Raw genomic sequence first — 25,801 nt, forward strand, 5'->3', positions numbered from 1 at the left:
AAGGAGAAGCCCCTCATGACCAATCCACTGACGTACCAGGAGCTGGCCGCGCTGATGAAGAAGGGCGCGGGAGTCACCGTCGACCCCAGCGAGATGGAGAGCCGGCCCGCGTCCGGCTTCGACGAGTTCGGCCTGGACTCGCTCGGCCTCCTCGGCATCGTGGGTGTGCTGGAGAACCGGCACGGCCAGGCGCTCCCCGCCGACGCGGACCGCTGCAAGACCCCCCGTGAATTCCTCGACCTGGTCAACAACACCCTCGTGACAGGAGCCTGAAGTGTCCGGACACACCGAGAACGAGATCACCATCGCCGCCCCCCTGGACCTCGTCTGGGACGTGACGAACGACCTCGAGAACTGGCCGCGACTTTTCAGCGAGTACGCGTCCGTCGAGGTCCTCGAGCGGGACGGCGAGAGGACCAAGTTCCGGCTGACCATGCACCCCGACGAGAACGACAAGGTCTGGAGCTGGGTATCCGAGCGCACCACCGACCGCGCCGCGCGGATGGTCATCGCTCGCCGGGTCGAGACCGGCCCCTTCCAGCACATGAACATCCGCTGGGTGTACTCGGAGGTCCCCGGCGGCACCAAGCTGCACTGGCAACAGGACTTCGCGATGCGGCCCGACGCACCCGTCGACGACGCGTGGATGACCGACAACATCAACCGCAACTGCCGCGTCCAGATGGAACTCATCCGGGACAAGATCGAGCAGCGCGACCGTGAGCGGCGCACCGCCCCCGTCAGCGCCCGCTGACGTTCCGCCCGTCCACCCCGCCGCCCGGCGGGTACCAGAAAGGCATCCTCTCGATGCACCATGCTCTGATCGTCGCCCGTATGGCGCCGGATTCGGCGCCGGACATCGCCGAACTGTTCGCCGCCTCGGACGGCAGTGAACTGCCGCATCTCGTCGGCGTCACCCGGCGCAAGCTGTTCCAGTTCGGTGACGTGTACCTGCATCTGATCGAGTCCGACCGCCCGCCCGGTCCGGAGATCGCCAAGGTGCACCAGCACCCGGAGTTCCAGGATCTCAGCGACAAGCTCACCGCATTCATCAGCCCGTACGACCCGAAGACCTGGCGTGGTCCGAAGGACGCGATGGCGCACGAGTTCTACCGGTGGGAGCGGGACTCCACCGCCTGAGCAGGAATGAGCGATTGCCCCGGGTCCGGCTCGAGAGCCGGACCCGGGGCGTTTCCACGGCCCGAAGCTTCCACGGTCCGAGGAGTGAACGGGTCAGGCGGGGACGACGCATTCGAATGCGTGCAGATACGCGTTGACCGGACTGATGTCGCCGACGATCAGGCCGGCCTCCGCCATCCGGCTCATCAGACTCTCCCTGGTGTGCTTCGCTCCGCCGACATTGAGGAGCAGCAGCAGATCCATGGCCGTGGTGAACCGCATCGACGGCGTGTCGTCGACCAGGTTCTCGATGATCACGACCCGGGCGCCCGGGCGGGCGGACGTCATCACGTTGCGCAGTGTCCTGCGGGTGCTCTCGTCGTCCCATTCCAGGATGTTCTTGATGATGTAGAGGTCGGCCTGGACGGGGATCTCCTCGCGGCAGTCCCCGGCGATGATGCGGGTCCGTCCGGCGAGCGGACCACCGTCCCGGAGCCGGGCGTCGGCCCGCGCCACCACGCCCGGCAGATCCATCAGCGTGCCGCGGACGGACGGGTGCTTCTCCAGCAGGCTGGCGAGCACGTGTCCCTGACCGCCGCCGATGTCGGCGACCTCGGACACTTCGGCGAGGTCGAGGAGTTCGGCGACCTCCAGCGCGGACTGCATGCTGGAGGTGGTCATGGCCCGGTTGAAGACCTGGGCCGACTCGTGCGCGTCCTGGTGCAGGTAGTCGAAGAACCCCTTTCCGAACACCTCGGGGAAGACGCTCCCGCCGGTGCGCACCGCGTCGTCCAGGCGGGGCCAGACCTCCCAGGTCCAGGGCTCGGTGCACCACAGGGAGATGTACCGCAGGCTGTTCGGATCGTCCTCGCGCAACAGCCGGGACATGTCGGTGTGGACGAATTTGCCGTCCTCGGTCTCGGCGAAGATCCCGTAGCAGGACAGGGCTCGCAGCAGCCTCTTCAGCGGCATCGGCTCGGCGCTCAGCTCCGCCGCCAGTTCATCCGCTCCGGCGGGGGTCTCTCCGAGCGCGTCGGCGACGCCCAGCCGGGCCGCCGCACGCACGGCGGCGGCGCAGGCCGCGCCGAAGACGATCTCGCGCAGTCGCATCCCCGGATGCGGGGTGAGGGGGGTGGTGGTGATGGGGGTGGTGCTCACGGTGGTCATACCGTCTCGCTTCTCCTCGTGCGGGGGGACATGGGTCAGCACATTCCGGCCGGTGCGGACGTCGCGCATACGTTGCGGGCGAAGCTGTTGCGCTGTGTGGTCTCCTGGTTGGTCAGGTCCGTGGGCCGGTTGCCCATCGCCCGGTTGTCGCTGATGGTGTTGCCGGTGTTGTGAGCGCCCACGAAGCTCTTGAACAGCACGATCCCGCCGGAGAGCGGTGTGGCACCCACGTTGTTCTCTACGGTGTTCGAGCGCACATCGGTGTCCACGGTGCCGGTGAGGATGATCCCGGACCCCTGGATTGCGGGCAGTCGCTCGGTCTTGACGCAGTACTTGTTGTTCTTGGTGACCCGGTTGTCGTGGATGGACATCGCCCCGGCCTGCGGCTTGCCCTCGTCGCCCACGACGAAGACACCGCTGCAGTTGCCGGTGAGGGTGTTGTTGTGGATCGAGAGGTTGCGGACCCGGCGGGCGGTGAGGCCGATCCGGTTGTCCGTCAGCGTGTTGCCCTGGACCTTGGTGCCACGGGTGTCGGTTGCGCCACCCTCCTCGTCCACGGTGTTCGCGACGAAGATGCCGGCGTCGCCGTTGGAGCGGGCGGTGTTGTCCCGGATGTCGGAGCGGGTGGACCGCTCCTGGGCGATGCCCCAGATGCCGTTGGACCGGGACGTCACCTGCCGGACCGACAGCCCGTCGGTCCAGGATGCCCAGACTCCGTTCTTCTTGAATCCGGAGACGGTCAGCGAGCGGATGCGCACACCGTCGACGGGATGTTTTGACGTGCCCTGGACGCAGATGCCGTTTCCGGCCTTCGCGCAGGCGTTGACCGCCTTGGCCCCGGTCGCGCCTGGCTTGAGCACGGTCCCGGCCGTGGCACCCCGCAGGGTCAGGTTCGCCTTCTTGATCAGGACACTTTCGTGATACGTGCCGGGCCGGACGTCGATGGTGTCACCCGACCGGGCGGCATCCACCGCGGCCTGGATCGACTGGCCCGGACGAACCACGCGCACGACTGCGGAATCCACGGAACGGGAGGCAGCCGCGGTGCAGGCCGGCACGGCGGAGCCCACGGCGATGGCCGCCACGGCGAGGCACAAGAGCTGTTTGGTGTGACGTTTCTCCATGAGCCGAAACTATGGGCGAACACCGCTCGATGCCACGCAGGGTGAGCGGTTGGACACATCACGTGCCCGAATGGCTTACGCCGGAACAGCCGCCGCGCACAAGTGGTGGACGCGCGGCGGCGCACTCGGGTGAGATTGCACGGCTCGGTGCCGGTCCTCGTACCGGGCCGGGCCCGGGATCGAGGACCGGCGTTCAGACCTGCGGTCCGCGGCCGGGCGCGACGATCGAGCGGGCCCACCGGTAGTCGGCCTTGCCGCTGGGTGAGCGCTGGATCCGCGGGGCGATCACCAGCTGCCGGGGGATCTTGTATCCGGCGAGACGGGTCCGGCAGTGCGCCTGGACCTCGTCGAGCGAGGGTTCGGCCGCTCCCTCCCGCAGTTGTACCACCGCCGCGACGTGGTTTCCCCACCGTTCGTCGGGCACCCCGGCGACCAGCGCGTCGTACACGTCCGGATGGGCCTTGAGTGCCTGTTCGACCTCCTCCGGGTACACCTTCTCGCCCCCGGTGTTGATGCACTGCGAGCCGCGGCCGAGAACCGTGACGATGCCGTCCGCGTCGACGGTGGCCATGTCGCCGAGCAGCACCCACCGCTCCCCGTCCCTGCGGAAGAACGTCTCCGCGGTCTTGCGCGGGTCGTTGTAGTAGCCGAGCGGTACGTGGCCCCGCTGGGCGATCCGGCCCGGTTCGCCCGGCGCCGCCGGTTCGTACGTCGCCGGGTCGACGACCGCCGTACGGGAGTTGACCTGGATGCGGAACCCGTTCTCCGGACCGGAGTCGGCCGTCGCGGTGCCGTTGAAGCCGGACTCCGACGAGCCGAAGTTGTTGAGCAGCATCACGGTGGGCACCAGCGACTGGAACTCCTCGCGCACCGAGTCGGACATGATCGCGCCCGAGCTGGAGACGGAGAACAGTGACGAGCAGTCGGTGCCCTTCAGCGGCCCCCTCAGTGCGTCGATCAGCGGTCGCAGCATCGCGTCTCCGACCAGCGACACACTGGTTACCTTCTCCTTCTCGATGGTACGGAGCACCTCCTCGGGCACGTACTTGCGATGGACGACGACCCGCTGACCGAAGTTGAACCCGATGAACGCGGTCAGCGTCGACGTTCCGTGCATCAGCGGGGGAGTGGGGAAGAAGGTGATGCCGTCGCCGCCCGCGGCGACCCGCTCGGCCAGCTCCTGCGGGGTTTTCACCGGGTCACCGGTCGGTGCGCCGCCGCCGAGACCGGAGAAGAAGAGGTCCTCCTGGCGCCACATCACGCCCTTGGGCATGCCCGTGGTGCCACCGGTGTAGATGATGAACTGGTCATCGCCCGACCGGGGCGCGAAACCGCGCCCGGGATCCCCGGCCGCCTCGGCGTCGGTGAACGGCACGGCATCCGCAGCAGGGGCGCCCGCCGCCGGCGTACCGACCCGTACGAGATGGCGGAGCTTGCGTGCTCTCGGTGCGGCGGCCGCGACCCGCTCGTCGAACTCGGCGTCGAAGACCAGGGCCGCCAGATCCGCGTCCCGGTAGAGGTAGACCAACTCGTCTTCCACGTACCGATAGTTGACGTTGACCGGAACGATGCGCGCCTTGAGACAGGCCAGTACGGTCTGGAGGTACTCGATGCCGTTGTAGAGGTGGAGCCCGAGATGTTCGCCGGGAGTCAGACCCGCGTCGATCAGGTGGTGGGCGATCCGGTTGGCGGCGCCGTCCAGCTCCGCATAGGTGAGCCGCCGCTCGGCACCCGTACCGGGATGGTTGAGATACACGAGCGCCTCGCGATCCGGGACCGCGTCGACGACCGACTCGAACAGGTCGGCAAGGTTGTACTCCACCGTTCCTCCTGACCCCGGATGCTGAGTGGTCCGGCGGTCATTAGAGCGCCGACCGGTACAACTGGGAAGGGGCGCCGCCGAAGAAATCTGACTGACTGTCAGAAAACTATTGAACTGGGCCCCCACCTACTGCAACCTGTTCTAGATCTGGAGACGGGAGGCAGGCAATGGGTGGTACGGAACACCTCACCGTGCAGCGCGAAGGCGCCACATTGGTGCTCACCTTGAACAGGCCGGAGGCGAAGAACGCGCTCTCGCTGCCGATGCTGGTCGGGCTGTACGACGGCTGGCTGGCCGCGGACGAGGACGACGGAATACGCTCCGTCGTCCTCACCGGCGCAGGAGGCTCCTTCTGTGCCGGCATGGACCTCAAGGCCCTCGCGGGCAAGGGCATGGAGGGCGAGCACTACCGCGACCGGATGACGGCCGACCCCGACCTGCACTGGAAGGCGATGCTGCGCCACCACCGCCCCCGCAAGCCGGTCATCGCCGCCGTCGAGGGGCACTGCGTGGCGGGCGGCACCGAGATTCTGCAGGGCACCGATATCCGTATCGCCGGTGCGAGCGCCACCTTCGGGCTCTTCGAGGTCAAGCGGGGACTGTTCCCCATCGGCGGCTCGACGGTACGGCTGCCGCGCCAGATCGCCCGCACCCACGCCCTCGAGATGCTCCTCACCGGACGCTCGTACAGCGCCGACGAAGCAGCCCGCATCGGGCTGATCGGCAGAGTCGTCCCCGACGGCACCGCACTGGAACAGGCCCTCGACGTCGCCGAGCGGATCAATGCCTGCGGCCCGCTCGCCGTCGAGGCCGTCAAGGCCTCCGTCTACGAGACCGCCGAGATGACCGAGACCGATGGGCTCGCCGCCGAGCTGAAGCGCGGCTGGCCGGTATTCGCGACCGCCGACGCCAAGGAAGGCGCCCGCGCCTTCGCCGAGAAGCGCCCGCCCGTCTTCCGGCGCGCCTGAGTCAAGGAGACAACCGTGCCCGACGTCCTCAGCGCACCACTGGTGGTCGAGTTCCCCTTCACCCGCTCCCTCGGCCCGGTCCAGAGCGCCTTCCTGACCGGGCTCCGCGAACGGACCGTGCTCGGCGTGCGGACCGGCGACGGAAGGGTCCTGGTCCCGCCCGTCGAGTACGACCCCGTCACCGCCGAGGAGCTGCGCGAACTGACCGAGGTCGCCGCCACCGGCACCGTCACCACCTGGGCCTGGAACCCCGCGCCGCGCCGCGACCAGCCCCTGGCCACCCCGTTCGCCTGGGTGCTGGTCAAGCTGGACGGGGCCGACACCGCCCTGCTCCATGTCCTCGACGCACCGGGACCCGAAGCCGTGAACACCGGCATGCGGGTCCGGATCCGCTGGGCCCCGCAGCGGACCGGTGCCATCACGGACATCGCCTGCTTCGAACCGCACGAGAGCGAGGCGACGGCCGAAAGCACCCCGCACAGCGGCGAGTTCGCCGACCCCGTCACCGGCATCGTCACCCCGGCCCGCCTCGACTACACGTACACCCCCGGCCGTGCGCAGAGCGCGTACCTCGACGCCCTCTCCCAGCAGCGCACCGTCGGCGAGCGCTGCCCGTCCTGCCGCAAGGTGTACGTGCCGCCCCGCGGTGCCTGCCCCACCTGCGGCGTAGCCACCACCGAACAGGTCGAGGTCGGCCCGCGCGGCACCGTCACCACGTACTGCATCGTCAACATCAAGGCGAAGAACCTCGACATCGAGGTCCCGTACGTCTACGCCCACATCGCCCTCGACGGCGCCGACCTCGCCCTGCACGGGCGGATCGGCGGCATCCCGTACGACCAGGTGCGGATGGGGTTGCGGGTCGAGCCCGTCTGGACCGAGGGCGCCCGCCACCCGGACCACTACCGGCCCACCGGAGAGCCGGACGCCGACTACGACGCGTACAAGGAGCTGCTGTAGATGCGAGACGTAGCGATCGTCGCCTTCGCGCAGACGGATCACCGGCGGCGCACCGACGAACTCTCCGAGGTCGAAATGCTCATGCCGGTCCTGCATCAGGTCCTTGAGGCGACCGGCCTCAGGGCGCGCGACATCGGCTTCACCTGCTCGGGATCCAGCGACTACCTCGCCGGCCGCGCCTTCTCCTTCACCATGGCCCTCGACGGCGTCGGCGCCCAGCCACCGATCTCCGAGTCCCATGTGGAGATGGACGGCGCCTGGGCGCTGTACGAGGCATGGGTCAAACTCCGGACCGGCGAGGCCGACACCGCCCTTGTCTACGCCTACGGGAAGTCGTCGCCCGGTGAGGTGCGCGACGTCCTCACCCGCCAGCTCGACCCGTACTACGTCGGCCCGCTCTGGCCCGACTCCGTCGCGCTCGCCGCACTCCAGGCCCAGGCGCTGATCGACGCGGGCGAGACCGACGAGGCAGCCCTCGCCTCGATCGCCACACGTAACCGCGCCGCCGCCGCGGACAACCCGCACGCACAGCTCTCGGGCTCCGTACCGGCCGGCGACTACGTCGTCCGGCCGTTGCGCACCGGTGACTGCCCGCCGGTCGGCGACGGCGCCGCAGCCGTGGTTCTCGCCGCCGGTGACACGGCGCGCGCTCTGTGCACCCGCCCGGCCTGGATCCGCGGCATCGACCACCGCATCGAGGCCCACAGCCTCGGGGTGCGGGAGCTGACCGATTCGCCGTCGGCCCGGCTCGCCGCCGAGCGGGCCGGCGCCTTCGAACGGCCCGTCGACACCGCGGAGCTGCATGCCCCGTTCACCTCCCAGGAGGTCGTGCTGCGCAGGGCTCTCGGGCTCGACGACAGCGTCCGCGTCAACCCGTCCGGCGGTGCGCTCGCCGCCAACCCCGTGATGGCCGCCGGGCTGATCCGGCTCGGTGAGGCCGCGGCCCGTATCCATCGCGGCGAGTCCGACCGGGCGCTGGCCCACGCCACATCGGGACCCTGTCTGCAGCAGAATCTGGTCGCCGTCCTCGAAGGGGAGACCACCCATGTCTAAGGAGCCCGTGGCCGTCGTCGGCATCGGCCAGACCAAGCATGTCTCCGCCCGCCGGGACGTGTCCCTCGCCGGTCTCGTCCGCGAAGCCGCCGTCCGCGCGCTGGAGGACGCCGCCCTGACCTGGGCGGACATCGACGCCGTCGTCATCGGCAAGGCACCCGACTTCTTCGAGGGCCTGATGATGCCGGAGCTCTACCTCGCCGACGCCCTCGGCGCGGTCGGCAAACCGATGCTCCGCGTGCACACCGCGGGCTCGGTCGGTGGTTCCACCGCGCTCGTCGCCGCCAATCTCGTCGCCGCGCGGGTGCACCGCACCGTGCTCACCCTGGCCTTCGAGAAGCAGTCCGAGTCCAACGCCATGTGGGGGCTGTCGCTGCCCATCCCGTTCCAGCAGCCGCTGCTCGCGGGCGCGGGCGGCTTCTTCGCCCCGCACGTGCGCGCGTACATGCGCCGTACCGGGGCGCCCGACACCGTCGGCTCCCTCGTCGCCTACAAGGACCGGCGCAACGCGCTCAAGAACCCGTACGCACACATCCACGACCCGGGCATCACCCTGGAGAAGGTGCAGGCCGCACCGATGCTCTGGGACCCGATCCGCTACTCCGAGACCTGCCCGTCCTCGGACGGCGCGTGCGCGATGATCCTCACCGACCGGACGGGCGCCGGCCGTTCGCCGCATCGGCCCGCCTGGTTGCACGGCGGCGCGATGCGCAGTGAACCCACCCTGTTCGCCGGCAAGGACTTCGTCTCGCCGCAGGCGGGCAAGGACTGCGCGGCCGATGTGTACCGGCAGGCCGGGATCACCGACCCGCGACGGGAGATCGACGCCGTCGAGATGTACGTCCCGTTCTCCTGGTACGAGCCGATGTGGCTGGAGAATCTCGGCTTCGCAGCCGAGGGGGAGGGCTGGAAGCTCACCGAGTCCGGGGTCACCGAACTCGACGGCGACCTGCCGGTGAACCCCTCGGGCGGTGTGCTCTCCACCAACCCCATCGGCGCGTCCGGCATGATCCGCTTCGCCGAAGCGGCCCTGCAGGTACGCGGACAGGCAGGCGAACACCAGGTGCCGGGCGCCCGCAGGGCGCTAGGCCACGCGTACGGCGGCGGCGCGCAGTTCTTCTCCATGTGGCTGGTCGGAGCCGAGCCTCCCGGCACCTGAGACGGGCGCGGTCCCGGGCCGGTCGAGCAAGCCTTGGCCGCGGCCTGTCCGGGACCGCCCGCGGTGGCTAGGCTTTGGCCGGGACGACTAGCGGGAGGAGCCGACGTGGCGGAGAGCACCACCACCCAGCAGCCCTTTGCCGGCTGGGACAAGCCGGACCTCGACCTCAGCAAGGCCGACTGGCAGTCGGGCACACAGGGGGCCGGGGATGTCCAGATCGCCTTCGTCGAGGGATTCATCGCGATGCGCAACGCCGGTAAGCCCGGCAGCCCTTCGCTGATTTTCACCCCGGCCGAATGGCGGGCCTTCGTGGTGAACGCCCGCGACGGCGAGTTCGACCTCACCTGACAGCGCGGCCCGCGCGGAGCGGACTCAGGGCCACAGCAGTTCTCGTTCCCAACCAGCCTCAGGAGAGCCTCGCTGCCGTACGGTCCCTGCGTGCCGCCGTCCGGGCGCTCCTCGCGCACGCCGTACTCGCCGACGAACCGAGTCCCGCCGACGCCCGGAGCCTCATCCTCGTACCCGAGGCACTCGACCGGCTCAATGCCGCGGCCGCGGCCGTCCCGACCGTCCCACGTCTCTACTGGCCGGACGAAGGCGATCCACTCGTCTCCCACCACCCGACCGGCGCAGCGCGGCACGAGGACGCCGTGCCCGCCGCCCTGGCCCGCGCCGTGATCGGATTCCTCGCCGGGCCGGACCGCGCCACGCTGCGCGCCTGTCACGCGCCACGGTGCGTGCGCTACTTCATCAAGGAGCACCCCCGCCAGGAGTGGTGCAAGCCGTCCTACGGCAACCGGGCCCGGGTGGCGCGCCACCCCGAGAGGCACCGCTCGTCGCACCCGTAGCCGGGTGAACCGCCGTAGCGTGGTGATCATGACTGGCGAACGCGACCTGCGAACCCTGCTGAGTGGCATGAGGCCGGAGCTGAACACCGGCCGGTACGTCTTCACCACGGTGCCCGACGGTGCCGCGCCCACCGGCGTGGCTCCCGTGGTGGCGGTCACCGAGCGCGAGGGGCTGACCCTGGTGCTTCCGGAGGAGGAAGCCGTCGCCGCGGGGCTGACGTACGACTACGTGGCGGCCTGGATCACCCTGCGCGTCCACTCCGCGCTGGACGCCGTGGGGCTCACCGCCGCCGTGGCGCTCGCTCTCACCGACGCGGGGGTGAGCTGCAATGTGGTGGCCGGTTACCACCACGACCACCTGTTCGTCCCGCACGGACGAGCCACCGAGGCGGTGGCCGTCCTGGAGGCGCTGGCCGCGGAGTCGGGCCATGATGCGCCGTCCGCGCCTCGGCCCGCCGGTCGGCCGTCCGACGTGCGCGGGCCCGGCTCCGCAACGTGAGCCCGGACACGTAACATGTCTGCATGTCCTTCCTCCGCCGCCGTAGCGCCGCCACACCCGCGGGCCCGGATTTCGACGTCCTGGCCATGGACCCGGGGGACTGGCCCGGAAACCTCGGCGCCGGTCTGCTGCCCGCACCCGACGGGAGCTGTCAGGGTGTCTTCCTGCGGTACGACCTGTTCGGCGGCCGTGGCCCCGCGATGATCATCGGTAATCTCCCGGAGGGTTCGCCCGCCCGCGAGACCGAGGAGGGCCAGGTCCCGTTCGAGGTCGCCCAGCTGCTGCTCGCGCTGGAGAACGACGAGCCGGTCGAGGTCACCGGCACCGACGACATGCCGGTGATGCAGGGCGACAACCTGCTCATCGTCCGCCGGGTGAAGCTGTCCGAGACCCGGATCTCCTGCGTCCAGTTCGACCGCAGCGACGGGGTGCTCGTCACCATCGCCAGCTGGGACCGGCCCATCACCGACGATCTGTACACCCTGCTGAAGCCACTGCCCGCCGAGCTGTTCCAGCAGGGCTGAAACGTCCCTGCCGCGGCCGTCCGCACCGATCCGGACGGCCGCGGGGCACCGACCGGAACGACCCGGCCGACGACCACGGCCACGTCTCGCACCTCTTCGCCCTCCACCCAGGGCGGCAGATCGAACCCGGCAGCAACCGGGCCGAGGCGGCCGAGGTCCCTCTCGAAGCGCGTGGCGACGCCGGCACCTGCCGGCCCTGAGCATGGAAGATCAACTTCTGGGCACGGATGCCCGACGGCGGCCGTTCCCACAAGATGCTCGGGGAACAGCTGAAGAGCTACACCCTCCCCGACCGCCGGCACACCCACCCGCCGTTCCGGATCGACGGCGACTTCGGTGCCACCTCGGACATCGCCGAAAGCTGCCGCAGAGCCGGTACGGCATGATCGAGACTCTCCCCGCCCCGGCCGGCCGGCCGGATCGGTGCGCGGACTGCGCGCCCGCGGAGGCTTCACCGACGACATCGAATAGGACCGCCGGGCAGGCCCGCCGTGTGGTGATCACGGCGGGCCGAGGCCGCGAGATGACCGTACGCAGCTCCCTGTGGCCGAGCGGCGTGAGGACCTTCAAGGCCCGTGCGGGCGGCCGCTACACGCCGCCGGCGGAGGGCTGAGCCGAACGCTGAGCGAACAGCGCGGTGACCCGCGCCGCCGAGACTCCGCGCCCCGTGGGACCACTGAGGTGCCACGGGGCGCCGGTGCCCCGCCGCAGATCCTCTTCGCGGTAGCGGCGGCAGCCCCGGTGCCAGATCAGGATGCCCGCGATCCAGTGCCTGAGCTCCTCCACGTAACCCGCCAGGATCTCCCTGGCCTCGGCGTCCAGCCCGAAGTCGTCGTACAGGACCGGGAGTTCCTGCTCCGCGACATGGAGGAACTGGCGCAGCCGCGAGTTCATCAAGTCGTGCACGATCGCCACCGCCGTCGGATAGTCGACCCCGAAGAAGTTCTGCACGACCAGGACGCCGTTGTGCACCTCACCCTCGTACTCGATCTCCTTCTGGTACGAGAACAGGTCGTTGAGCAGCGTGGCATAGTCCGCCGCCGCGTTCTCCAGGGAGTGCAGCGGACCGCTGCGGTAGATCTCCTCCGGCACCTTCTTCCCGTGACCGAGCCGGCACAGACTCATCGTGAGGTCCGAACCGAACGTCAGCCGCCGCATCTCGATGTAGTCCACCGGGTCCGGGATCCGGTTCTGCGCCTGGTTGGCCAGCTCCCAGAGCCAGCTCGCCGTCATCGACTCGACGGCCGTACGGAAGTCGCGCCGCGCGCGGTCGTCCATCGGGGCCGCCGTCCGGTGCCAGAGATCGGCGAGAGCGCGCTCCAGCGCATTGACCGGCTCCGGGGCCGCGGAGCCGTCCAGCGGCATGAACAACGAGAGACGCGCGTTGGCCAGCCGCGCCCCGGCCAGGTCCCGGGCCCGCCCGTGCACCACCGGGAACCAGTCGTCGCCGTAGGTACCCCAGGCCAGCCACCCCGAGGAGAGATCCAGCTCGTCCGCCGTCGCGTCCGGGTACAGACCCGCCGCGCACAACGGCAGATCGATCGCGACGAGCCGCTCCTCGTCCCAGATGTGCGAGCCCGGCACCCCCGGCTGCGCCTCCAGGATCCCCATCCGGCGGGCCCAGTCGACGATCCGGACCCGCGCGCCGTCCAGATGCGGACTGAGCGTCGTACCGAACGGCAGGTCGAACTCGGGCAGCAGCGAGGGGCCGACGTGCCGGTAGGGCATATGGGAGTGGCTGCGCAGCCGGGCCCGCTCCGAGCGTGGTGTGAAGCGGATCGACGCGGCGGCCGTACCGAAGCCGGGAGCGGCCTCGGCCGCCCCGCCGTCGTTCATGTAGCGGCTGGAGCGCATGTGCCACTCGTGGCCGCCGGACTGCCAGTCCTGCAGACCCTTGGCGTACGCGAGAACCGCCGCCGCCTCCGTCGGATCGAGTCCCTTCTCCGCGCACAGCGGCCCGAGTTCGGTGAGCGCGGTGTTCTCGAACTGCTGGAGCCGTGAGGTCAGCAGATCGTTCACCGCCTCGGCGGCCTCCTGGGTGGAGCAGTTCAGAAACCTCTCCAGTACCAGCACGCCGTTGCTGTTCTCGCCCTCGTCCTCGACCTCCCGCTGGTACGAGAACAGGTCGTTGCGCAGATGCACCCCGTCGGAGAAGGCGTCCCGCAGCACCCGCAGCGCCCGCTCGTCGGCCACCGAATCGGGGACCTCGGCGCCCGCCGCGTACTCCACGAGCCCCGCCGACCATGGTGCGCCGCCCACCTTGCGGCGCATCTCGATGTACTCCACGGGGTTCGCGATGCGCCCCTCGTTGATATTGGCGAGTTCCCACAGCGACTCGTGGAGCAGGTTCTCGGTCGCCTCCGCGAAACGGGCCCGCCAGGCGTCGGACATGCTCGGCACCGTCCGCGCCCACAGATCGGTCAGCCCCGCCTCGACCGGGTTCGTCGGCTCGGGTGTCCGCGCCCCTCGCTCCATCGGCATGAACGCCGGCAGCCGGTCCAGATACTTCTTGCCGCCCTCCCGGTCCGGGGTGCGCTTGAACAGCTCCAGGAAGTGGTCGTCGAAGAAGAACACCCACACATACCAGTCGGTGACCAGTGACAGGGCCTCCGCCGAGCAGTCGGGGTGGGTGTACGCGCACAGCAGCGCGTAGTCATGGGAGTCGAGATCCTTCTCCTCCCAGATACCGGACCCTTCCACCATCCCTATGCTGCGCGCCCAGGACTTGGTGTGCTGTCGCGCCTCCTCGACATGGGGGTTGAGCCGCGCCGGATACGGAACATAGAAGTCCGGCAGGGTGAAGGGCTGAGCCATGTGCGTCCGGCCTTTCCGAGGAATTCCGCGCGGGGCCCGCGCGGACCTTTCGTGTCCGCGCGAGCACTACCCTTCGGCCGTCCGGGGCACGCACACCAGGAATTAGTCACACAAAAGGTACGTGTGCGTGTGGGGCATCGACGGACCGCGGCGCATGCCCGCCCACTCCGTAAAACTCAGGTAACGCCCCATCGCCACAACGTCCTTGCTTCCTGACCTTCGCAGGTCAGAGCACCTGCCAGTGGTCTGGTCCAGTGGCTCGTCCGACAACCCGCCTTGCGCTCTTGACGCGCTATCACCTCAGGTCACAGAGTGTGCGCCCATAGCCGAACAGCGACATCGGACCACGTACGACTTTCGAAGCGCGCAGCTCCAAGAAGGGTTGTCATGACGTCCAAGCAGAGGACCCGACTCACTCTCGCCCTGACCACCGTCAGCGCCCTGAGTCTCGCGCTGCTCTCTCCCGCGGCGCAGGCCGGTGCGGACGGGGTGCGGCCCGAGTGTCCCCGCGGCCTCGACTGCGACTGGGTCCCGGCGGCCTATCAGCAGACCGGAGATCCGGCCGACAAGGAGACGTACGGCAACTACGACACCGCGGACCGCCCGCACAGCAACAAGATCAGATTCATCGTTCTGCATGACACCGAAGAAGACTTCGACACCACCCTGAAGATCTTCCAGAACCCGCTGAACCAGACCTCGGCCCACTATGTGGTGCGCTCGGGCGACGGTCATGTCACCCAGATGGTCAAGGACAAGGACGTCGCCTGGCAGGCGGGCAACTGGTACGTCAACACCCACTCCATCGGCATCGAGCAGGAGGGTGTCGCCGTCGAGGGCGCGAAGTGGTACACCCCCGAGCTGTACAACTCGACGGCGAAGCTGGTGCGTTATCTCGCCGCCAAGTACGACATCCCGCTCGACCGGCAGCACATCATCGGCCACGACGGCGTGCCGCCCACCAGCACGGCCGGTACCAAGAACATGCACTGGGACCCGGGAACGTACTGGGACTGGAACCGCTTCATGGCGCTGCTCGGCAAGCCGACGACCGTGCCCAGCGCACCGAAGAGCAGCCCGCTGGTCACCGTCAGCCCCCGCTTCAAGGACAACAAGCAGGCTTTCCGCGACTGTGAGAAGAGCGTCGACCTACCGGTGCAGGGCAGCAGCGCCGTCCCGCTCCACACCGAACCGTCCACCGACGCACCGCTGTTCTCCGACCCGGGCCTGCACACCGACGGCTCGCCCGGCACGAACTGTGCGGCCGACTGGGGCAGCAAGATCAGTGCGACTCAGCAGGCGGTGGTCGCAGACCACGCGCCCGGCTGGACGGCGATCTGGTGGTACGGCCAGAAGGCCTGGTTCGAGACGCCCGCGAAGGCCCGGACCACCGTGCCGACCGCCGGCTATGTCGTCCGGCCGAAGGCCGGCCGTACCGAGGTGCCGGTGTACGGGGTGGCCTACCCGGAGAAGTCGGAGTACCCGGCGGACTTCGCGGACCAGCGGGTGGGAACGCCGCTGCCGTACACCATCAAGGCCGGGCAGTCGTACCCCGGCGGGGGCGAGGCGCCGACCGGTTTCTTCTACGCGCCGACGATCGATGCGTCGTATCCGCTGGACCACGCGTACTTCAAGGGCGGGGAGAAGTACGTGACGGTGCAGATCGGGCACCGGATCGCTTTCGTGAAGACGTCGGAGGTGGATGTGGTGCGGGTGCGGTGACGGCTCGAGGCGGAGCGGGCGGGGCCCTTCAGGGGCTCTGCCCGCGAACCCGTTCCCCGCGCCACGATGGCCGGAGGGACTGAACGCGACAGCGCGCTGCAGGCCCGGTGTGTCGGCACCGGACCCGCAGCGCGCATCCCTCGTGGAGCCGCGTCAGCGAGTGCCGACCGCGGCGCGCACGGCCCGCCGGGCCATCGCACAGTCGTCGTGCAGCCGGCGCAGCAGCAGCCGCTGCTCCTCGCCCGACGACAGCACGCCCGGACGCTCCTGACCGCCGCCCGTGGGCGTGGTCTCCCGCATCGCCCGCTGCACAGCCGTCTCGTACGTACGGATCTCCCGCGTCAGCACGATCATCAGGTTCACCAGGAACGCGTCCCGCGCCGCCGGACCCGTGGCCTGTGCCAGCTGGCTGATCTGGCGCCGCGCCACCGGTGCGTCGCCCAGCACCGCCCACAGCGTCGCCAGGTCGTACCCCGGCAGATACCAGCCCGCGTGCTCCCAGTCCACCAGCACCGGACCCGTCGGCGACAGCAGGATGTTGGAGAGCAGGGCGTCACCGTGGCAGAACTGCCCCATCCCCTGACGGCCGCCTGCGTGCGCCAGGCCGTGCAGCAGCTTCTGCAGGTCACCCAGATCACGGTCGGTGAAGAGACCCAGCTCGTGATAGCGGGCGATGCGCGAGGCGTAGTCCAGCTGGGCGTCGAACAACCCGGCGGCCGGCCGCCAGGCGTTGACCCGGCTGATCGCGCCGAGCGCGGCCCGTACATCGGCCCTGGGCGGAGCCTCCGACGGGTGCCTCGTCAGCGCCGCCACACGTCCCGGCATCCGCTCGATGACCAGCGTGCAGTTCTCCGGGTCGGCCGCGATCAGCCGCGGCACCCGGACCGGCGGACGGTGCCGGACGAACGCCCGGTATGCCGCTATCTCGTGGCGGAACCGCTCCGACCAGACGGGGGAGTGGTCCAGTAAACACTTCGCGACCGCCGTCGTGCGTCCGGTGGTGCCGACGAGCAGTACCGAACGCCCACTGCGGCGCAGCACCTGGACCGGGTTGAACTCCGGGCAGATCCGGTGCACCGAGGCGATCGCCATCCTCAGCTGCGCGCCCTGCGGACCGGACAGGTCCAGACGCCCGCTGAGCGGTGGGGCGCCCGGCCCCGCCGGCCGCCGGGGCCGGACCGTGCCGGCCGCCGAGGGACCGGCGTGAGGTGCGAGGTACGGTCCGGTGCCCGCCCCCATGGGACGCAGGGGCCGGGGCGGGGCGGACACGGAGGACGATGCTGTGTACATGGGCGAGACAGATCCCTTCGTGCGCCGACAAGTTGCGTGCGCCGCCCCGGCCGGCGGCCGTTCGGCACCCTGGGGAGTGCCTAGGGCTGCCGGGCGGGGTGGCGCTTTCCTACCTGACACCGGTGCGCGGGTGGCAGACCATCTGGCGGACCCTGGCGAACCCTGGCGAATAGTCGCAAGGCATCTGACAGAGGGTTACTGTCAACTCAGCCGAGAACCTGGGGGCTTGACGTGACCGGAGAACCCAACACCCGTCTGTCGGATCTGTTCGGCCTTGCCGGCTGGTCCAAGGGCGAACTCGCGAGGATGGTGAACCGGCAGGCGGCGGCCATGGGCTACCCGCAGCTGGCCACCGACACCTCGCGCGTGAGGCGCTGGATCGACATGGGGGAGTCCCCCCGCGATCCCGTGCCCGAAGTGCTGGCAGCCCTGTTCACCGAGCGACTCGGTCGTGTCGTGACCATCGAGGACCTCGGGTTCGGCCGGCGCGGGCGTGTGGGGAAGCGGAAAGAGGTCGGGACGGAACCCAATCCCGACGGACTGCCGTGGGCGCCCGAACGGACGGCAGCGGTCCTCACCGAATTCACGGGAATGGACCTCATGCTCAACCGACGCGGCTTGGTGAGCGCGGGCGCCGCGCTCGCCGCAGGATCGACCATCACCGGCCCCATGCACGACTGGCTGCACACCGACCCCGTGCTGGCGGCCGACGCTCCACGGATCGACGATCCCTTCCACGCGGACCCGGCCGGCTTCGACCGGTACGAGGCCGCCCCCATCGGGTCGGAGGAGATCGAAGCACTCGAACGGTCCGTCGAGGTGTTCCGCGCCTGGGACGCCTCCCGGGGCGGCGGACTCCAGCGCAAGGCGGTCGTGGGCCAGCTCAACGAGGTGGGCGGCATGCTCGCCTACCGCCATCCCGACCATCTGCAGCGCCGCCTCTGGGGCGTTGCCGCCAATCTCGCCGTACTCGCCGGTTGGATGTCCCACGACATCGGCCTCGAACCCACCGCCCAGAAGTACTTCGTCATCGCCGCCCATGCGGCACGCGAGGGCGGCGACCGCCCGCGTGCGGGAGAGGCGCTCTCCCGGGCGGCCCGCCAGATGGTCCACCTGGGCCGTCCCGACGACGCCCTGGACCTGATGAAGCTCGCCAAGTCCGGTTCCGGGGACATGGTGCTGCCACGCACCCAGGCGATGCTGCACACCATCGAGGCCTGGGCGCAGGCGTCCATGGGGCGCGGCCAGGCCATGCGCCGCACGCTCGGCAAGGCCGAGGAGCTCTTCGTGTCGGACAAGAGTGATGTGCCGCCGCCCAGTTGGATGCAGCTGTTCGACGAGGCGGATCTGCACGGCATGCAGGCCCTGGCGTTCCGTACGCTCGCCGAGCACGATCCCTCGGTGGCCGTGATCGCCCAGCGCCACGCCAAGCAGGCCCTGGAACTGCGCGCCAACGGGCGCCAGCGCTCCAAGATCTTCGACTACATCTCGCTCGCCTCGGCGTGCTTCATCGCCGACGACCCGGAGCAGGCCGACCGATACGCGCGGCTCGCCCTGGTGACGATGGGGGAGACCTCCTCGCACCGAACCTGGGACCGGCTGCGCGAGATGTACCGGCTCACAGGGCAGTTCGCCGGGTACGCGAAGATCGAGGACCTGCGTCAGGAGATCAGTCTCGCGATGCCTCAGAGCTCCGTGATCAGGCGGCCGAGAAGCTCGGAGATCTGATCCAGGGGCGCTGCGACGACAGGGTGCCGATCACCCACCGTCCGAGCCCCGCACGACACGAGCAGGCGGCATCCGTCTGCGTCCCCGTGCTGTGCACTCGTGCTCGTGACCGACCCGGGCTCACCCCCCGATACGGGCGACCAGCACGCATGCGTCGTCCAGGCGCTCGGTGCCACCGAACTCCTCGACGACCGTCCGTACGCAGTCCTGTGCCGTGCGCGCCTCGGCGAAGCGCGGTGCGAGCGCGAGCAGCGCCTCCGGGCCCACCCCCCGGTCGCTGCGGCGGGTCAGTCCGTCGGTGTGCAGAACCAGCACATCGCCGGGCAGCAGGGTCACTTCGTCCTGCTCGTACGCCACCGAGGAGGCGGCGCCGAGCAGCACCCCGTCCGGCGATGGCAGGGGTCGTCCCGCTCCGTCGCGGAACAGCAGCGGAGCGGGGTGGCCGGCCTGCGCCCAGGCGAGAGTGCCGGTCACGGGGTCGAAACGGCAGCACATCGCACTGCCGAGTGCGGGCTGCACGGACGCTTCGAGTAATTGGTTGAGGTGGCCCATCAGGGCGCCCGGCTCGATGCCCGCCACCGCCATCCCGCGCAGCGCACCCAGCAGCATCGCCATGGCCGAGGTGGCCGGGATGCCGTGACCGGTCAGATCGCCGACCGTGAGCAGTGTTCTGCCGTCCGGCAGTTCCAGCGCGTCGTACCAGTCGCCGCCGATCAGATCACTGGCATGCGACGGCAGGTAGCGGGCCGCGACATCCATTGCGTTGGGTCCGCGCTGCGGGAGCAGCAGCGAGCCGCGCCATGCGGGGAGTACGGACTCCTGGAGCTCGACCGCCACGCGACGCTCGGTCTGTGCCATGTGCTGCTGGCGCCGGAACGTGTCGCCGGTCCGGCGCACCACGCTCTGGCTGCGTCGCAGTTCGCTGACATCCCGCAGGACGGCCCACATGGAGGCGGTGCAGCCGTCTGCGTCGAGAACGGGCTCACCCATCATGTGCAGGGTGCGCATCCGGCCGTCGGTCCGCAGGATGCGGAACTCGCCGTCTATCGGCTTTCCGTCGACCAGACAGTCCGTCACCAGTGCCGTGAGCAGGGGCTGGTCCTCGGGGAACAGCACGGACGGAAGTTCGTCGAGCGACAGCGGTCCCGCCTCCAAGGGCCGGCCGAAGATCTCGAACAGCTCCTCCGACCAACTGACCTCGTCGGTCAGCAGATTCCACTCGGCGCTGCCCACCCGGCTCAGCAGCGCACCGGCCTGCGGCTCGGCGACGCTCTCCTGCTGCGCCCGCTCCGCGTCCTGTGCCGGCTGCTCCGCCGACCCGGGCGGGGGGCCCTCCTTGAGCTGGCCCAGATGCGTGCCGAGATCGTCGAGGTGGTGGACCGCCAGCTCACAGAGCGCGCGCTGCCAGCGCAGCTGCGGATCGTCCTCGTCGACCAGCGCCGTGTCCCGCCGCACAGCATCCACATCTCCGCGCAGCCGACGGGTGCGGTTGATCAACACGTCGACGGCATCGCGCTCGGGAGGCTGTGGGGCGGGGCGGTCCGCGGACAGATGGGACGGCATCTCGTACTCCGATACAGGCGCGGCACAACCAGGTCTGAAAGGTGGACCGAAGACGACTGTGGCACAGGCTGCGGGAGCCCGTAAGTGGTTTGGCAACACTCGATGCGTTGTTGCTTCTGGCATATGCCACAGGCTGTACAGAGCCCCGGTTCTTCGAACAGCCTTGCCCCCCACGGTCGTTGATGCAAGTCACTCGCCGCGCGCCCGCGCGCGCCGTTCCTGGGCGGGCCGCCGCACCTGATCGGGGCATATGCGCCGGAGCCTCCACCGCTGGGCTGACGCCCCGTCGGACCGGGGCCGGGGTGTGCCGGTCGCGGGCCTGTCCGCCACGTGTTCGGGGTGGTGGTCGCGGCCTCGGGCCGGCGCGGGGTCCGAAGGCGGGGCGCGATGCCCGGACGGGGCGCGCACGATGGCATTTCCCGGCTCGTGGTGGGGTCGAGCTTTCGATACTCGCCGTCCGGGGCGGATCCCCTTGATCTCGGCCCCTTCGCGCGAGTGTCCGGGACGGGAATGTGGTCCGGTCCTCTCGCGTTACAGCACCAGAACGAAAACGACACCCATTCCCACAAATGCGGGATGGGGTCGGTGAGAGCGTCCGGAGGTGCCCATGGCACGCAGTGAAGCCCGCCCCGTCGTCACTCTGAGGTCGACCGCCGGGACGGGACAGACCTATGTGACACGGAAGAGCCGTCGCAACAATCCCGACCGGCTGGTTCTGCGCAAGTTCGATCCCGCCGCCGGGCAGCACGTCCTCTTCCGCGAGGAGCGCTGACCCGTCGGGCGCGGCCGGCGGCGGAAGTCCTCCTCATCCATGAAGCCAAGGAAGGAACGCATATGAAGCCCCGCATCCACCCCGTCTCCCGCCTGGTCGTCTTCCGCGACCGCGCCGCGGGGGTCGCCTTCCTGACCCGTTCGACCGCTGACGCCGATCAGCGTGTGGAGTGGGAGGACGGCAACAGCTACCCGGTCATCGACGTGGAGACCTCGTCGGCGAGTCATCCGTTCTACACCGGGACCAACCGGGTGGTGGACACCGCCGGCCGGATCGAGCAGTTCCGGCGCCGCTACGGGACGACGGTGCCCGCCGGGCGCTGAAGCCCCGTGCGCCGCGTCACAGTCGCCGGTGCCGATTCCGGGGAACAGGGCGTGATGGTTTATCGTTCATCTACATGTGGATGACGCGCTGAGCGCCCGCACTCAAGCTGCCCCGGCTGGATTCCCCCGATCCGGCCGGGGCCTCTCGCTGTCCGCCCGTTCCTCGCCCTGGGACGGCCGTCCCGGCACCACCTCGGCGAGCAGGGCCCCCGCCGCCAGCGCCGCGGCGACGCAGGCAGCGGCGTCCGGCCAGAGCCGGACCGTAAGCGCCGTCGCCGTCGCCCCCGCCACGACAGCGATCAGCCGGCCCATCACCCAGCCGTCCTCGCCGCGCAGGGACCGCAGCGCCACCCGCCCGACAAGTGACGTCAGCGTGCCGGTGAAGTAGTTGGTCGGCGTTGCGCGGATCCGGCCCTGAATCCCCATCGCCAGGGAGATCACGGCCAACAGCCCGAGCCGGTCCCCGCCGGACGTGATCGCCTCCAGGCCCCACAGCACGGCGCCCGCCGTGAGCAGCGCCACCTCGGCCAGCAGCATCGCCGGCAACCGCCACCGCAGCCCCTCACCCATCCACGCGCCGCACGCGACCCCGCAGCCGTACGCGACGAGCGCGGTGACGACACGCAGCGCGACCCCGTCCTCCCCGACGCCGGCGGCGGAACCACCCAGCAGCACGAGATTGCCCGTCATCACTCCGGCGAACACCTGGCCGAGACAGAGGAAGGCGAACGCGTCCGCAGCCCCGGACGCGGCTGACAGCAGTATCAGCGCCCACTCGCCCCATGGATCGCGTGCGGGATCCGCGCTGAACCGGCCGGTGGGCACCGTAGGAGTGGACACGCTGCCACCCTATGGGCTGTCCCGTAATCCCTGGCGGGCGCACGACGACAGCTACGGCACCTCGGTGCGTTGTCGGAACGCCCGAATAGGACCGGTATGAGGACGCCCCTCCGCCTTGCGATGCACCGCATCTGACGATGCGCCGATCCACCAGGGATTACGTGACAGGCCTTAGGGTTCCACTCCGTGAACTGACAGATGCGTTCCGCGCGGCTCCACAACTTCGGCGACGTCGGTGGATGCACCGGCGCCGACGGGCCCCGTCCGACGCGGCGGGCTTTGCCGTTCCGACTCGCGCGGCGAGGTCCAGGGGGGAGGACGGGGCGGCGAGGCCGGCATCGTCGCCGATGCCGGCCTCGCCGGTGAGCGCATACTCGTCGGTCGGCGGGCGGACCCCGAGGACCAGGAACCGAACCGGCCCGGCTGCGGCACGGCGCCCGCCGCCGACATGCCGCTGTTCCCGGCGGACATGGGCGCCGCATGCGGCTCCGTACGCGGCTACGCCGGGAACTGCTCGGCGCAGACGGCGAAGCGATGGCCGTGCCGCGCCGTGACCTCGCCGACCGCCGGTCTCCGTCAGCCCGCCGCGCGCGGCACGACCGTCGAGAGCACCTGAGTCAGCGCATGCCAGTCCGCGGTGATGATGCTCGCGTGCCGTCCCGCCAACAGGGCGAGCCGGTCCAGGGCCTGAGCCTGTGTCGGGTTCGTCCCGTCGATGGCGGGCGCCACATTGTGGGCGTCGGTCATCACGACGAGATACTGGTTCCGGGCGTACCACCCCGTGTCGATGGACCCACCGGCGTACGTGGCGGCGTCGCCGTCGAAGACCACGAACCAGGGCCGGATGCCCGCGTCCGTGTAGCGCCCTCTCGGGTCACCGGCCTCGGCCCGGTGCACAGCGGGGAAGGCGGCCGCGTCCCCCAGCCGCCCGGCCGCCGCGAGATCGCGCAGATGAGTGGCGTACTCCCGGTCGGTCCACAGGGTGTCGGCCGGGTTGCCCTCTTCGACGGTCCCGGGAATCAGCTCCACGACGAAGCGCCCGGCAAGCGCGGACCGGGCGGGCCACCCGCCGGCCCGTACCGCCTCGTCGAGCGTGGCGTGCCCACCGGCCAGATCGGCGGGCCGGAACAGCGCGCTGCCGAGCTTGTCGGACAGCAGTGCGTCCAGCTGGGCGGGGCCCCGGCCGTTGTTTGCCTGGAAGCCGTCCTTGAGTTCGAGCTTCAGCACCACCGGCCGGTGGCCCGGGTGCGCGTCGTGCCAGGCCCTGATGTCCGCGAGACAGCCGGCCAGATTCTGATTGCGCGCCTTGGTGCGCAGCTGGCTCGCGTTCGCGGCGTTCTCGCAGTTGTTGTCGTTGCCGATCGGGTTGCTGTGCGAGACCCGCCAGGAACTGCCGAAGACGTTGGTCCACACATCGAGCTCGAGAAGCGCCGCACCGGAGTCGAGAGCGTCGGCGAAGTAGGGATAGGTGCTCTTCTCGTACGCGTTGTGCACGCCGACGCCGGTGGTCGCCGAGTAGGCGGACTCACCCGTGTCGGCCGAACGGGCGGATCCGGCAGTCAGTCCGACAGCGAGCAGACCGGCCGCCGCGGTCGTCAGCCCTCGACGCCATCCGTGTCCCATGTGCCGTCCGTCTCCCATGATCCTCACCCTCATCGTTGATGCGAACGCGTCAAACGACAGGCACGATAGGAGAGTTGGGTGACGGGCAGTGGTACGGAAACCGGCCGATCGGTTCCGACAGCGACGACAGGTCGTCATCCCCGGCCGTACGGCCCGGATGCCGGGCGTGGCGGTCCACGACGGGGGCTGCACCGCCTCGGTCGTGACCGGTCGGTGGACCGGCTGCGGGTCCGGATGCGGCCCTGGAAGCGCGGCCGTCGGGGGCTGGTCCACGTTCTCGGCGGCCGGCACGAGCGCACCGCGAGCTGATGGGGCGACACGGCCTCGTCCGCACCCGGCCGGACGCCGCCATCACCCGGTCGGCCGGGTGCATCGGCCGATCGGCCCGTGACCGATTGCGAACCGGATTCCGAGGGCCCAGCGTGGGGTGATGACGTGTGTGCCGATGGCATACGTGTCACCCGCCGAGGAGGAGCGACATGGCTGACGCCCAGTGGACGGGCCCCAGGGGAGCGGACCTCGGCGAATGGCTGCCCGTCCTGGACCTCGTCGAGCCGCCGGGACAACGGCGACTCACCGTCCTGGTGCGACTCCTCCTGCTCATCCCGCACTTCATCGTGCTGTTCTTCCTCCACATCGCGGCCGTCTTCACCGTCATCGTGGGATGGTTCGCCGCCCTGGTACTGGGGCGGCTGCCCGAAGCGGTCTTCCGCTTCCTCGCCGGATATCTCGGCTACCGGATGCGGGTCGGCGCGAACGCGATGCTGCTGATCGACCGCTATCCGCCGTTCACGCTGACCCCGCCGCCGGACTACCCGGTCCAGATCGAGGTACGGCCGACGGAGCTCAACCGGCTGGCCGTCTTCTTCCGGCTGCTCCTGATGATTCCGGCGGCCGTTGTACAGGGCCTCGCCTCGTCGGGCTGGTGGGCCCTGTCCTTCATCTGGTGGCTGATCACGCTCATCCTGGGGCGGATGCCCCGTCCCCTCTTCGAGGCCTCGGCCGCCACACTCCGGTACAGCATGCGCTTCGCCGCGTACTTCATGATGCTCACGTCGGCCTACCCCAAGGGGTTCTTCGGTGACGACGCCCTCTCCGTACCGGAGCGGCAGACACGTTCCGCCACCCGGCCGCTGGTCATGAGCGCTGCGGGGAAGGCCCTGCTGGTCCTCTTCCTGATCATCGGAGTCGCCACCGACATCACCACCTCCACGACGACCACTTGGACATCGGACACCGCGGACTGGTGAAAGGTCTGGCACGGACTGCCGGCCAACAGGCATGATCATGCGATGACTTGGACCGCACCTGAAGCGAAGCGCATCCCCGGATCCTTGGTCGCCGGCGAGCGGGAGATGCTCACGGGATATCTCGGCTGGTTCCGCAGCACGCTGCTGCAGAAGTGCGCCGGCCTGACCGGTGAACAACTCGCCGAAAGGACCGTTCCGCCGTCCAACCTCACCCTTCTCGGGCTGCTCCGTCATATGGCGAAGGTCGAACGCACGTGGTTCCGGGAGCGATTCGCCGGACAGCCGCTGGAGCCGATGTACGACCCGTCCCGGGGCAAGGACGCGGACTTCGAGGACCTGGACCCGGCCCGTGCGGCGGACGACTATGCGCGCCTGATCGAGGAGTGCCGCCTCGCGGACGCCGTCGTCGCCGATGCGTCGCTCGACGACACCTTCACACATCGCGGCGAGGTCTTCTCACTGCGCCTGGTGCATGTCCACATGATCGGGGAGTACGCGCGTCACATCGGCCACGCCGACCTGGTGCGCGAACGCCTCGACGGGGTGACGGGGGACTGAGCGTCCATCTCGTCGCTGCTCCCGCTTCCCGCACACGGCCGGGAACATGGCCGCGCCCGACGGGTGGCCCCTGCC

The 25,801-nt window shown here is 69.8% G+C and carries 25 protein-coding genes and 2 pseudogenes; 19 read left to right on the top strand and 8 right to left on the bottom strand.

Annotated elements, in window-relative coordinates; all coding sequences use genetic code 11:
- The first annotated feature begins 15 nt into the window (after positions 1-15).
- Genes ACFYP5_RS21045 through ACFYP5_RS21055 form a run of 3 tightly spaced genes read left to right on the top strand, consistent with a single transcriptional unit; the run spans position 16 to position 1,140 of the window.
- The gene (locus ACFYP5_RS21045; RefSeq protein WP_267007028.1) at positions 16-273 is read left to right on the top strand and encodes an acyl carrier protein; all 258 of its coding nucleotides are present in this window, start codon (positions 16-18) and stop codon (positions 271-273) included.
- A gap of 1 nt (position 274) precedes the next feature.
- Positions 275-754 (top strand): SRPBCC family protein, encoded by a 480-nt coding sequence (locus ACFYP5_RS21050; protein WP_389038088.1) that lies wholly within the window; start codon positions 275-277, stop codon positions 752-754.
- A 53-nt stretch (positions 755-807) separates the two neighbouring features.
- Positions 808-1,140 carry a TcmI family type II polyketide cyclase gene (locus ACFYP5_RS21055; protein WP_030928982.1) on the top strand — a complete coding sequence of 111 codons (333 nt, stop codon included), beginning with the start codon at positions 808-810 and terminating at the stop codon, positions 1,138-1,140.
- A 93-nt stretch (positions 1,141-1,233) separates the two neighbouring features.
- On the opposite strand, the gene ACFYP5_RS21060 is transcribed toward ACFYP5_RS21055, so the two are convergent.
- The 3 genes from ACFYP5_RS21060 to ACFYP5_RS21070 all read right to left on the bottom strand — a co-directional run bounded on the left by ACFYP5_RS21060 (position 1,234) and on the right by ACFYP5_RS21070 (position 5,232).
- A complete protein-coding gene (locus ACFYP5_RS21060; RefSeq protein WP_389038092.1) occupies positions 1,234-2,286 on the bottom strand; it encodes a methyltransferase in 1,053 nt (350 codons plus the stop codon).
- A gap of 35 nt (positions 2,287-2,321) precedes the next feature.
- On the bottom strand, positions 2,322-3,410 hold the full coding sequence (locus ACFYP5_RS21065) for a nitrous oxide reductase family maturation protein NosD (RefSeq protein WP_389038095.1): 1,089 nt from the start codon (positions 3,408-3,410) through the stop codon (positions 2,322-2,324).
- 193 nt (positions 3,411-3,603) lie between these two features.
- The gene (locus tag ACFYP5_RS21070) at positions 3,604-5,232 is read right to left on the bottom strand and encodes an acyl-CoA synthetase (protein ID WP_389038098.1); all 1,629 of its coding nucleotides are present in this window, start codon (positions 5,230-5,232) and stop codon (positions 3,604-3,606) included.
- Positions 5,233-5,399: 167 nt separating this feature from the next.
- Between ACFYP5_RS21070 and ACFYP5_RS21075 the strand changes: the two genes are divergently transcribed.
- The 9 genes and pseudogenes from ACFYP5_RS21075 to ACFYP5_RS21115 all read left to right on the top strand — a co-directional run bounded on the left by ACFYP5_RS21075 (position 5,400) and on the right by ACFYP5_RS21115 (position 11,629).
- Entirely contained in the window at positions 5,400-6,200 is an 801-nt protein-coding gene (locus ACFYP5_RS21075) for a crotonase/enoyl-CoA hydratase family protein (RefSeq protein WP_389038101.1), read from the top strand.
- Between the two features lie 15 nt (positions 6,201-6,215).
- On the top strand, positions 6,216-7,160 hold the full coding sequence (locus ACFYP5_RS21080) for a Zn-ribbon domain-containing OB-fold protein (RefSeq protein ID WP_389038104.1): 945 nt from the start codon (positions 6,216-6,218) through the stop codon (positions 7,158-7,160).
- Entirely contained in the window at positions 7,161-8,213 is a 1,053-nt protein-coding gene (locus ACFYP5_RS21085) for a thiolase domain-containing protein (protein ID WP_389038106.1), read from the top strand.
- Entirely contained in the window at positions 8,206-9,372 is a 1,167-nt protein-coding gene (locus ACFYP5_RS21090) for a thiolase domain-containing protein (RefSeq protein WP_389038109.1), read from the top strand. The genes ACFYP5_RS21085 and ACFYP5_RS21090 overlap by 8 nt, the downstream gene beginning before the upstream one ends.
- Before the next feature lie 105 nt (positions 9,373-9,477).
- Positions 9,478-9,720, top strand: a complete 243-nt coding sequence (locus tag ACFYP5_RS21095) for a DUF397 domain-containing protein (RefSeq protein ID WP_030928960.1) — start codon at positions 9,478-9,480, stop codon at positions 9,718-9,720.
- Positions 9,669-10,220: a CGNR zinc finger domain-containing protein gene (locus ACFYP5_RS21100; protein ID WP_389038112.1), complete on the top strand. Its 552-nt coding sequence runs from the start codon at positions 9,669-9,671 to the stop codon at positions 10,218-10,220. The genes ACFYP5_RS21095 and ACFYP5_RS21100 overlap by 52 nt, the downstream gene beginning before the upstream one ends.
- Positions 10,221-10,248: 28 nt before the next feature.
- Positions 10,249-10,644: pseudogene (locus ACFYP5_RS21105) on the top strand (ACT domain-containing protein); the annotation flags it as partial.
- Between the two features lie 98 nt (positions 10,645-10,742).
- A complete protein-coding gene (locus ACFYP5_RS21110; protein WP_030928952.1) occupies positions 10,743-11,243 on the top strand; it encodes a hypothetical protein in 501 nt (166 codons plus the stop codon).
- Positions 11,240-11,629, top strand: a pseudogene (locus ACFYP5_RS21115) (hypothetical protein). Before ACFYP5_RS21110 ends, ACFYP5_RS21115 begins: the two are co-directional and overlap by 4 nt.
- Positions 11,630-11,831: 202 nt before the next feature.
- Here ACFYP5_RS21115 and ACFYP5_RS21120 read toward each other — a convergent pair.
- Positions 11,832-14,057, bottom strand: coding sequence for a germacradienol/geosmin synthase (locus ACFYP5_RS21120; protein WP_389038115.1), 2,226 nt, complete (start codon positions 14,055-14,057; stop codon positions 11,832-11,834).
- A gap of 387 nt (positions 14,058-14,444) precedes the next feature.
- Here ACFYP5_RS21120 and ACFYP5_RS21125 point away from each other — a divergent pair, with 387 nt between their 5' ends.
- A complete protein-coding gene (locus tag ACFYP5_RS21125) occupies positions 14,445-15,779 on the top strand; it encodes an N-acetylmuramoyl-L-alanine amidase (protein WP_389038117.1) in 1,335 nt (444 codons plus the stop codon).
- A gap of 153 nt (positions 15,780-15,932) precedes the next feature.
- Here ACFYP5_RS21125 and ACFYP5_RS21130 read toward each other — a convergent pair whose 3' ends face one another.
- Positions 15,933-17,069: an aminoglycoside phosphotransferase family protein gene (locus ACFYP5_RS21130; protein ID WP_389038120.1), complete on the bottom strand. Its 1,137-nt coding sequence runs from the start codon at positions 17,067-17,069 to the stop codon at positions 15,933-15,935.
- Positions 17,070-17,300: 231 nt separating this feature from the next.
- Here ACFYP5_RS21130 and ACFYP5_RS21135 point away from each other — a divergent pair, with 231 nt between their 5' ends.
- Positions 17,301-18,797: a hypothetical protein gene (locus ACFYP5_RS21135; protein WP_389038123.1), complete on the top strand. Its 1,497-nt coding sequence runs from the start codon at positions 17,301-17,303 to the stop codon at positions 18,795-18,797.
- A gap of 120 nt (positions 18,798-18,917) precedes the next feature.
- Here ACFYP5_RS21135 and ACFYP5_RS21140 read toward each other — a convergent pair whose 3' ends face one another.
- A complete protein-coding gene (locus ACFYP5_RS21140; protein WP_389038126.1) occupies positions 18,918-20,360 on the bottom strand; it encodes a PP2C family protein-serine/threonine phosphatase in 1,443 nt (480 codons plus the stop codon).
- Positions 20,361-20,967: 607 nt separating this feature from the next.
- On the opposite strand from ACFYP5_RS21140, the gene rpmG reads away from it, so the two are divergent.
- Both rpmG and ACFYP5_RS21150 read left to right on the top strand, forming a co-directional pair.
- Complete coding sequence (gene rpmG, locus ACFYP5_RS21145) at positions 20,968-21,132, top strand: 50S ribosomal protein L33 (protein ID WP_267007047.1); 165 nt, start codon at positions 20,968-20,970, stop codon at positions 21,130-21,132.
- 62 nt (positions 21,133-21,194) lie between these two features.
- Positions 21,195-21,455, top strand: a complete 261-nt coding sequence (locus ACFYP5_RS21150; protein WP_389038130.1) for a type B 50S ribosomal protein L31 — start codon at positions 21,195-21,197, stop codon at positions 21,453-21,455.
- A gap of 102 nt (positions 21,456-21,557) precedes the next feature.
- On the opposite strand, the gene ACFYP5_RS21155 is transcribed toward ACFYP5_RS21150, so the two are convergent.
- Positions 21,558-22,220, bottom strand: coding sequence for a YoaK family protein (locus tag ACFYP5_RS21155; protein ID WP_389038663.1), 663 nt, complete (start codon positions 22,218-22,220; stop codon positions 21,558-21,560).
- A gap of 310 nt (positions 22,221-22,530) precedes the next feature.
- Here ACFYP5_RS21155 and ACFYP5_RS21160 point away from each other — a divergent pair, with 310 nt between their 5' ends.
- A complete protein-coding gene (locus ACFYP5_RS21160) occupies positions 22,531-22,911 on the top strand; it encodes a hypothetical protein (protein WP_389038133.1) in 381 nt (126 codons plus the stop codon).
- On the opposite strand, the gene ACFYP5_RS21165 is transcribed toward ACFYP5_RS21160, so the two are convergent.
- Entirely contained in the window at positions 22,872-23,936 is a 1,065-nt protein-coding gene (locus ACFYP5_RS21165; protein WP_389038136.1) for a phosphatidylinositol-specific phospholipase C domain-containing protein, read from the bottom strand. The two genes, ACFYP5_RS21160 and ACFYP5_RS21165, sit on opposite strands and share 40 nt — an antisense overlap.
- 461 nt (positions 23,937-24,397) lie before the next feature.
- Here ACFYP5_RS21165 and ACFYP5_RS21170 point away from each other — a divergent pair, with 461 nt between their 5' ends.
- Positions 24,398-25,168, top strand: coding sequence for a DUF4389 domain-containing protein (locus ACFYP5_RS21170; RefSeq protein ID WP_389038139.1), 771 nt, complete (start codon positions 24,398-24,400; stop codon positions 25,166-25,168).
- Between the two features lie 42 nt (positions 25,169-25,210).
- Positions 25,211-25,726: a DinB family protein gene (locus tag ACFYP5_RS21175; protein ID WP_389038142.1), complete on the top strand. Its 516-nt coding sequence runs from the start codon at positions 25,211-25,213 to the stop codon at positions 25,724-25,726.
- The last annotated feature ends 75 nt before the right edge of the window (positions 25,727-25,801 follow it).

This window comes from Streptomyces sp. NPDC005262 (assembly GCF_042872425.1).
In the GTDB taxonomy this organism is placed as follows: domain Bacteria; phylum Actinomycetota; class Actinomycetes; order Streptomycetales; family Streptomycetaceae; genus Streptomyces.

Excerpts from the sequence above, each read along its gene's own strand:
- ACFYP5_RS21085 (WP_389038106.1), top strand. The coding sequence starts at position 7,161 with ATGCGAGACGTAGCGATCGTCGCCTTCGCGCAGACGGATCACCGGCGG.
- ACFYP5_RS21120 (WP_389038115.1), bottom strand. The coding sequence starts at position 14,057 with ATGGCTCAGCCCTTCACCCTGCCGGACTTCTATGTTCCGTATCCGGCG.
- ACFYP5_RS21110 (WP_030928952.1), top strand. The coding sequence starts at position 10,743 with ATGTCCTTCCTCCGCCGCCGTAGCGCCGCCACACCCGCGGGCCCGGAT.
- ACFYP5_RS21175 (WP_389038142.1), top strand. The coding sequence starts at position 25,211 with ATGACTTGGACCGCACCTGAAGCGAAGCGCATCCCCGGATCCTTGGTC.
- ACFYP5_RS21060 (WP_389038092.1), bottom strand. The coding sequence starts at position 2,286 with ATGACCACCGTGAGCACCACCCCCATCACCACCACCCCCCTCACCCCG.
- ACFYP5_RS21090 (WP_389038109.1), top strand. The coding sequence starts at position 8,206 with ATGTCTAAGGAGCCCGTGGCCGTCGTCGGCATCGGCCAGACCAAGCAT.
- ACFYP5_RS21130 (WP_389038120.1), bottom strand. The coding sequence starts at position 17,069 with ATGTACACAGCATCGTCCTCCGTGTCCGCCCCGCCCCGGCCCCTGCGT.
- ACFYP5_RS21065 (WP_389038095.1), bottom strand. The coding sequence starts at position 3,410 with ATGGAGAAACGTCACACCAAACAGCTCTTGTGCCTCGCCGTGGCGGCC.
- rpmG (WP_267007047.1), top strand. The coding sequence starts at position 20,968 with ATGGCACGCAGTGAAGCCCGCCCCGTCGTCACTCTGAGGTCGACCGCC.
- ACFYP5_RS21075 (WP_389038101.1), top strand. The coding sequence starts at position 5,400 with ATGGGTGGTACGGAACACCTCACCGTGCAGCGCGAAGGCGCCACATTG.
- ACFYP5_RS21045 (WP_267007028.1), top strand. The coding sequence starts at position 16 with ATGACCAATCCACTGACGTACCAGGAGCTGGCCGCGCTGATGAAGAAG.
- ACFYP5_RS21125 (WP_389038117.1), top strand. The coding sequence starts at position 14,445 with ATGACGTCCAAGCAGAGGACCCGACTCACTCTCGCCCTGACCACCGTC.
- ACFYP5_RS21165 (WP_389038136.1), bottom strand. The coding sequence starts at position 23,936 with ATGGGAGACGGACGGCACATGGGACACGGATGGCGTCGAGGGCTGACG.
- ACFYP5_RS21140 (WP_389038126.1), bottom strand. The coding sequence starts at position 20,360 with ATGCCGTCCCATCTGTCCGCGGACCGCCCCGCCCCACAGCCTCCCGAG.
- ACFYP5_RS21055 (WP_030928982.1), top strand. The coding sequence starts at position 808 with ATGCACCATGCTCTGATCGTCGCCCGTATGGCGCCGGATTCGGCGCCG.
- ACFYP5_RS21100 (WP_389038112.1), top strand. The coding sequence starts at position 9,669 with ATGGCGGGCCTTCGTGGTGAACGCCCGCGACGGCGAGTTCGACCTCAC.
- ACFYP5_RS21150 (WP_389038130.1), top strand. The coding sequence starts at position 21,195 with ATGAAGCCCCGCATCCACCCCGTCTCCCGCCTGGTCGTCTTCCGCGAC.
- ACFYP5_RS21170 (WP_389038139.1), top strand. The coding sequence starts at position 24,398 with ATGGCTGACGCCCAGTGGACGGGCCCCAGGGGAGCGGACCTCGGCGAA.